This is a genomic window from Haladaptatus ordinarius, from assembly GCF_054177595.1.
On the sequence record NZ_JBPEHH010000162.1, the window covers coordinates 1 to 6,715 of the forward strand.

The 6,715-nt window shown below is 55.8% G+C and carries 6 protein-coding genes and 1 pseudogene; 2 read left to right on the plus strand and 5 right to left on the minus strand.

The annotated features are described in order from the left end of the window. Positions 1–113 precede the first annotated feature (113 nt). The 5 genes and pseudogenes from ACR3FF_RS25100 to ACR3FF_RS25120 all read right to left on the minus strand — a co-directional run. A pseudogene (locus ACR3FF_RS25100) lies at positions 114–548 on the minus strand (IS4/Tn5 family transposase DNA-binding protein); the annotation flags it as partial. A gap of 551 nt (positions 549–1,099) precedes the next feature. Beyond that, the gene (locus ACR3FF_RS25105; RefSeq protein ID WP_458190844.1) at positions 1,100–2,083 is read right to left on the minus strand and encodes a succinylglutamate desuccinylase/aspartoacylase family protein; all 984 of its coding nucleotides are present in this window, start codon (positions 2,081–2,083) and stop codon (positions 1,100–1,102) included. A 481-nt stretch (positions 2,084–2,564) separates the two neighbouring features. Beyond that, a complete protein-coding gene (locus tag ACR3FF_RS25110) occupies positions 2,565–4,022 on the minus strand; it encodes a metallopeptidase TldD-related protein (RefSeq protein WP_458190845.1) in 1,458 nt (485 codons plus the stop codon). Positions 4,023–4,115: 93 nt separating this feature from the next. Next, positions 4,116–4,358, minus strand: a complete 243-nt coding sequence (locus ACR3FF_RS25115) for a hypothetical protein (RefSeq protein WP_458190846.1) — start codon at positions 4,356–4,358, stop codon at positions 4,116–4,118. 658 nt (positions 4,359–5,016) lie between these two features. After that, the gene (locus tag ACR3FF_RS25120) at positions 5,017–5,172 is read right to left on the minus strand and encodes a hypothetical protein (protein ID WP_458190847.1); all 156 of its coding nucleotides are present in this window, start codon (positions 5,170–5,172) and stop codon (positions 5,017–5,019) included. Positions 5,173–5,329: 157 nt separating this feature from the next. On the opposite strand from ACR3FF_RS25120, the gene ACR3FF_RS25125 reads away from it, so the two are divergent. Then, positions 5,330–5,728: a M28 family peptidase gene (locus ACR3FF_RS25125; RefSeq protein WP_458190848.1), complete on the plus strand. Its 399-nt coding sequence runs from the start codon at positions 5,330–5,332 to the stop codon at positions 5,726–5,728. Next, a complete protein-coding gene (locus tag ACR3FF_RS25130; RefSeq protein WP_458190849.1) occupies positions 5,725–6,474 on the plus strand; it encodes a creatininase family protein in 750 nt (249 codons plus the stop codon). Before ACR3FF_RS25125 ends, ACR3FF_RS25130 begins: the two co-directional genes overlap by 4 nt. Positions 6,475–6,715: the final 241 nt, after the last annotated feature.

The window sequence follows — 6,715 nt, forward strand, 5'->3', positions numbered from 1 at the left end:
CCGAGTCCGAAAGAGCACCGTCTGGCTGAGGGATATTGAACACATTCACTCAACCAGACATCTTCCTAATTAGACTAACGCTTTAGCTTCAGTTCTCACATCGGTTGGGAAGTACCGATTGTTGAGTGGGCTTTGACGCCTTCGAGATCCATCTCAGAGTTGCCAATGTCGCCAAGTCCCTCCTTGGATGGATGTCTCGGAAAGACGAGTTCAGTCGTATCGGAGACGATCACGAGTTCGTCTAACTGACTCACTCGTGATCGTTGAGCTTGCTTGTGAGCGGAGCGGATGTCGGCTGGGTCCACACTGTCATTATCACAAAATCGGTATGTAGCCTTTGTGGACGCCCAGTCCTCGCAGGCAGCGGGGATGGACTCGGCAGGTGAACTGCCGAGTTCATCACCAACCTTCACCAGTCGATCGGTGAGGCGCTTGTCCCCAAAGTCTGCCGAGCGAAACTCTCCTCGAATCCAACCTGATACATCCATGTCACACAACTCTCCGTCATCATCTATATCAGGCCGCCAACTATGTGAACCATGCCGCATCTTACAGCCTCGGTTCGTCAGCTGCGGCGTTAGCACTTGTGGGTAAGAGACAGGCCTAAAGACGCGGGCCTCCCACACCCACCAATGGGTGGTTCATTGGGATGTTTACGGTTCGAACCCCAACGAGCTGCTGGCCATGCCACGTGGCCGGTACTTCTATTTCGTCCGAGAAACGGACGAGGCTCGGAATTACTTGGTTGTTTTGTGTCGACCTTCTGTCAGAGGTCTTACTCTTTGGTGAGGCAAGCACCGAGCCAACTGCCAGTTTTCGGACTGTCAAAATCCGATGGGGTACCGTCAAATCGACACCGAGAGATACGCGTGGAGAGCGTCTAAGACTTTACCGCGCGTCGAAAGTGAACAAAGACGGCGATTCATTCACGCCCTTAAGGGCGTGAAATTCTCGCCTGCAATCATATAACCTCCGTAAGACAGGTAAGTCACCTCGAATTGGCTATCGTAGCCGCTCTGCAATTTTGGGAGTTGTGACAAAAAATTCGAGGCGAGTGCCTCGGGGCGTGAACCCGAGCAGTTCACGAATGTGGCTAGTCTCAGCGCTCTTGTAGCAGCGGTTCGTCGTCTGGTACGGCCATATCGAGGAGTGGATCGTTTTCGTAGACTGCAACGCCCTCGTAAAGACTGAGGATGTACCCTGAGTGTTCTGCGTTCACTCGTGTCTTCATCTCCCCGTGGGGAGTGACAATATCCGCGACTGCCTGTCCCGATTGGACCGTCTCCCCCTCCCGCACTCTATACTGAACGATTCCAGCGGTATTTGTATGCGGGTGGACGAGACGTTTGAGATCGTTCTCGGCAGGCAGCTCGAATTCCACCGGGAACGACGCCGATTCGGCGACCATGCCGGAGGCGTGGAGCACATTGTACAGCCCGACGACAGCCGCCTCACAGACATCCTGTTCCACGACAAATCGACCGCCGAGTTCCGGAGTGAACGCCGGAATCCCGTCTGCGACGGCTGCCCCGGTCAACGTATGCTCAAGCGACCGTTGCTCGGTCTCCTCGTGACTGAACTGGTTGACCACAGGGAGACCGAATGCGTCGGCGAGTTCAATGATACGGTCGCATAACTCGACAGCGTCGGCTTTCTCTCGATTTTCCCCGTAACTCACTCGCGGTCGAATCGTGTATGGGTACGTCGCAATCCAAGACGTATGAAGTGAAATGACTACATCTGCGCTCGCGCTGATCTTCTCGTACAGCCGCTCGCAGATCAATTGCTGAACGCTCGGTGGCGTCTCGCCGTCTTCGCGCTCAAAACCGAAGTATCGGTTCGGGTCGTCGCCGTGATAGTATGAGGTCCGAGCATTCGTCCTGAGTCCAGACGGATTCATCACAGGAACACAGACGACGGTTCCCTGGAGTGGTTCATCCCGAATTCGGGCTACAAACTCGTGTATCGCTTCCATTCCGGTCGGTTCATCGCCGTGAATCGTTCCGGTCACCCATACCGTCGGCCCAGGTTCTTCTCCTTCAACGACGACGACAGGAATCTGTTCATGCTGCCCTGTCGGCAAATCAGTGACAGATAGGTAGCCCGTAGAAACCGCACCGGGCGTTGACTCTGCAGTTCCGAGCTTCATGAGTCTATCTGGCGACTATCTGTGTAAGTCAATGTCTCGGGCACGTGTCGCGGTCCGAGGTGCGGACCGGATAATCGGCTCGATGCGACGGGAGCGGTCCGCCCTTCATGATCGATTCGCCGTCGCGTAGCGAGACGAACGCTCTGCCGTTCTACAGTATCCTTGTGAAACATAACTAATCGTGAGTTGATGATCTCCGTGAGTCAGTCGGTTAGCTGGCGCCTCGCTCGTTGGTTATCTGAGACGCTGGCAATCCAGATGGTCGAGAATTCCGTAGAGGTGGATCGTAAATCCATCGGGAATTCTGTCTTCGACGACACGTTCGTTGTGTGGGAGTGTTTTCGGGGGGAGCTCTGTTCGGTACGTATCGTTACCAAGCGGGTTTTGCAGCCTCCTTCTGACTCCTCTCCGCGGCTTACTTCTGAGTGCGAAGACTAGCCTGGAGGCGAACGCTGGGCGCAGTCACCGCGTACGGAATCTGGGATTTGTGTTTATCGTCGACACCCGTGACGGTGCTGCGGACACCTCCGATGGCGGTCACCTTGCGGAGTGTCGAGGGCTCGTATACTAGTGACAGACTTTCGGCACGACCAGTGCGTTTGCCGTTCCGAAGTCGGTAGCCCTCAGCGATGGGGAACTCGGCGGAGCCTCGGTCGATTCGGTCATCGACCTTCCGGTCAATATCTCTCGCGTAGAGGGCACTAGCGGGCATGACGCCCGACCGCTGAACGCGTTCAAATTCGTCGCGAAGCCATGGTTCGTCGAATCGCTCAACGAGTATGTCGCCCCCGTCACGGAGGGCTGCCCGGCTGGTGTTGCCAGGTGCGACCTCTAGGTGGCGGGCGTGGATTCGTGGTGGGTGCCCGAAGCCGAGACTGTGGACAGCGTTCCCGGTGGGGGACACGTCTGCTTCGGCTCCGGTGGCGGTGTTGTGGAGATGTCGGGTCACGGTTCCGCTTTCGACCAGTTGCACTGGTGTCGTCGGCCGGAGTTCGGCGTCGTAGCCGCGGGCAGCCCACGACCCGGCGTGAACGGTATCCTCTATCCACAGCGACTCGGGACCGAGTTCGTCGCCAATGTCGTACGGACTTAACCCCATCTCAACCATGTCGGCTTCGAGGTAGCGCGAGACAAACGCGAACAACTGCCCGGCCGCCTGCGGACTCAGAACGACGGTCGTCTCGCCGGTTGGCACATCGGCCGTCGCCGCTCGCGTCAACGTTCGTGCGTCGGCGGCTGCGGACTCGAATACGTCTGGGAGCTCGTTGAGAAACGCGGCGCCCCGAGTGGATCCGGTGTGGCGTCGAATCGTCGGCCCGTCTCGGACCGCGAGGGTGAACGCCGCGCTCGCGCGGTCCTGCGTCGTTCGAACGGTGCTTCCAGTCGTCGTCGCCGCCGTCTCCTCTATGTGCGCGTCGGAGTAGTTGACCCACAGTCGTTCGAGATCAAGATCCGTCGCCGCCGTGAGACTCGCTTCGATGGTCGAACGCTTCGTGTCTAGCGATACCTTGTCAATTCGATCCGTTGCCCACCCACCGTGGACGGCTCTGTGAGTGGTGAACTGGTCGAATTGGGCGGGATCAGCCTGTGCTAGGAACTCGCCGCCGCGGACCGCTCTGTCCGCTACGTCGGCTAACGCCTCCTCGTTTAAAGTCACCGTGTACCGATAGTCGGCAGCGCCGTCGGCGAAGACGCGACACCAGACGCCCGTCTCGTCGAACGCAAGTTCGTCTCGTGGACCGTCTTCGGTCACGACGAGGTCTGTTTTTGCCTGCGAGACAGCTCCCACCTCGGCGTACGCGACATCGTCGTCGTCCTCAAAGCGATTGAGCAACCATTCCATCGCCGCAATCGGTTCGTCGCTCTTGGTCATGCGAGGAGATATCAATCCACAGAGCATGAAACCACCGGAAGACTACCGTATTCACTGTCGTTTAACCGCGCGAACGCATTGAAATCAATCCGACTATCGGCGATTCTTGCGCTGCTGTGCCTCCGCTTCCGCCTCGTACGACTCGGCGACAACGGTATCCTGCAGTTTCCGTCGATACTCCCATCCACCAGCCAACAAGATGAGGAGTCCAAATACTGCGCCGCGCAACGGGTCCCCCGCGAATGAAAAGTAGGCGAATGCGACGACGGCGAACGCCACGGAGAGCCCGAGACTGACCGTTGCCCATCCGTTCCGTCGCAGTCGAAAGTTTGGCATGTTTTTACCTATCAGGAGCGACCGTATCAACCTTCGGGAAGTCAGTGCCAAGCGATGGTTCCGCTTGAGTCAAGGGTGACAAAACCATCGAGTGCGTGTTCGACGAGGTCACGAAAGAAGGTGGTCTCAGTACTGATGCGTGCTACGAAGTCTCCAGCATCTGTATCGTGATCTGGTTGGTGAGTCATGGTGATACGCGATGACGTAACACCGTTTGGTGAAGAGAATGAAGAGCGAGAACCAATATAATACTTCTGATGATTTCATCTACGGTGGTCCGAATCATGGATGATCGCCAAATAATGGGGTAATAACCGAATTCCATTAAGTATAATTACCGTCCTACACCCTCTAGACACTCAATCGGTCAATCCTCTTCTGAAGGTGCAAGCGACACCCAATAAAAACAACCGGTGTTGTCACTAGTTAGTGGTTTCCGTTCGAGAGAAAAATCTCCGGTACGACCAATCGCCCACCTGGGCCGGATCACTCGGTCGTCTCCCGCTTTTCTTCGACCGTTTCGGCCTCCCGCGCGTGATCGAACGTGCCCCTCACCGAACGCGATGAGGAACGTTCCGATGAGGTCGAACGGCATCGTGAAGAACGTCACCAATCCCAACACGCCAGCGGTCATACTACCGTACCAGTTGTGACCTCGCTACGCGGACGCGCCACCCGCGAACTCGATGATCGAGAACACGAGGACAACGCTACCGGAAACCGCGGCAGCGAATCCGCTCAATCCGAGCACTAAGATACCGGCGCTCGTGATAAGCAATCCAAGGCCGACGATTGCGCCGATGACTCCCGCCAACGTCAGGAGTAAGCCACCTGCTTTGTACGTTCGTGGCGCATGTGTCGTTTCTCAGTCGACCACTCGGTCTATTGTTATCATGTACTTTTAACATGGACGGCGCGGGCTATTCCCGAACTGCCGACGTGTACACGCACGCTTTGAACCAATCGGCGAGGTGTTTGAGGAAGTGCACGGCGAACTGGGCGTTCCAGTCGAAATCAACACTGGCATCCGTCCGCACAGCGACCACTGGCCGTTCGTTCAGAAGGGCGTCGCAGGTGCGCAGGCACGCTCCATTGCGGAAGACAGCGGGCGGGGCTGGGGGCACACTCACGGCGACACTCTTAATAAACTTGACCGTCGTGACCTTCGTGACCTCGCCGTCGTTTTTGCCACAGGGGTCGTCAAACTCGCGGCAAAAGACCGCGAAATTTCCTCGAAATCGATCACAGATATTCGTGATGCGACCATTGAGCAGGGATATGAGGTGGGGATGCGAAACGCCGGAAGCTGGCCGTTCAACGACGACGAAATCGAGGCAACCAGCAAAAGGATCGCGGAGGATGACCGATGACCGTTCGCCTTGATTATAATCCGTTCGACCTCGGCGGTATGACGTGGGAAGAGGCAGAGGACGCAATTCCGGACGCCGATTTTATAGTTTTACCGACCGGAAGTGCCGAACAACATTCCCTCCACCTACCGGTGACGGTTGATACACTTCGGGCTGAAGCCCTCTCACGTGAACTAGTTGAATCTGCGTCAGAACACGATCTGTCCATGGTGCGATTGCCGACATTGCCCTACAGCTATTCGGAGCACCACATGAACTATGCCGGAACGATTACACTCTCGGGTGAGACATACCAGCACGTCATCGTAGAAATAGCCCAGTCAATGGCCGAACACGGTGCGAAACGACTCATTTTGCTCAATTGCCACGGCGGCAACCGCGCCCCGCTGAAACTCGCTGGCGACCGTATTCAACGTGATCATGGCGTGAAGACGTTCTTTATCCACTGGACAAATTTCGCCCGCGAGCGACTGCAAGACCGATTTGGAGAAGAGTGGGGCCACGCGGGTGACCACGAGACAAGCATAATCGAACTGTTCTATCCCGACCTTGTGAAATCGGAACGCAAAGAACCCCAGAATCGAAAAGCTAGATTCGAAGCTCGACAGTATACCTACTTTGACGACATCACTGAACAGGGTGGACTCGGCGATCCGACGGCGTCGGACGCCGAGTTCATCGCGGAGGTGATCGCGGAGACGACCGAAGAAATCCTCAACTCGTTGCAAAATGACATGGGAAAATAATAAAATATATTAAAATTAGTTGCAGTCTGAAAAACCAGTTCTTTCTATCGGCAGTTATTCCCTTTTGTGTGACTCTGGACTGACGTTACTGAGTAGTTTGACATCCTCCACACAACTAAAGTCCTGTCTCTTACCCATAAGTCAGTGATAGAGAGAAAATCTAATCAAATGAGATCTGAGAAGAAGGAATGAGTCAAAATGCGGTCATTATTGGAACTGAACCTTGAGTCGCTATGAGTAC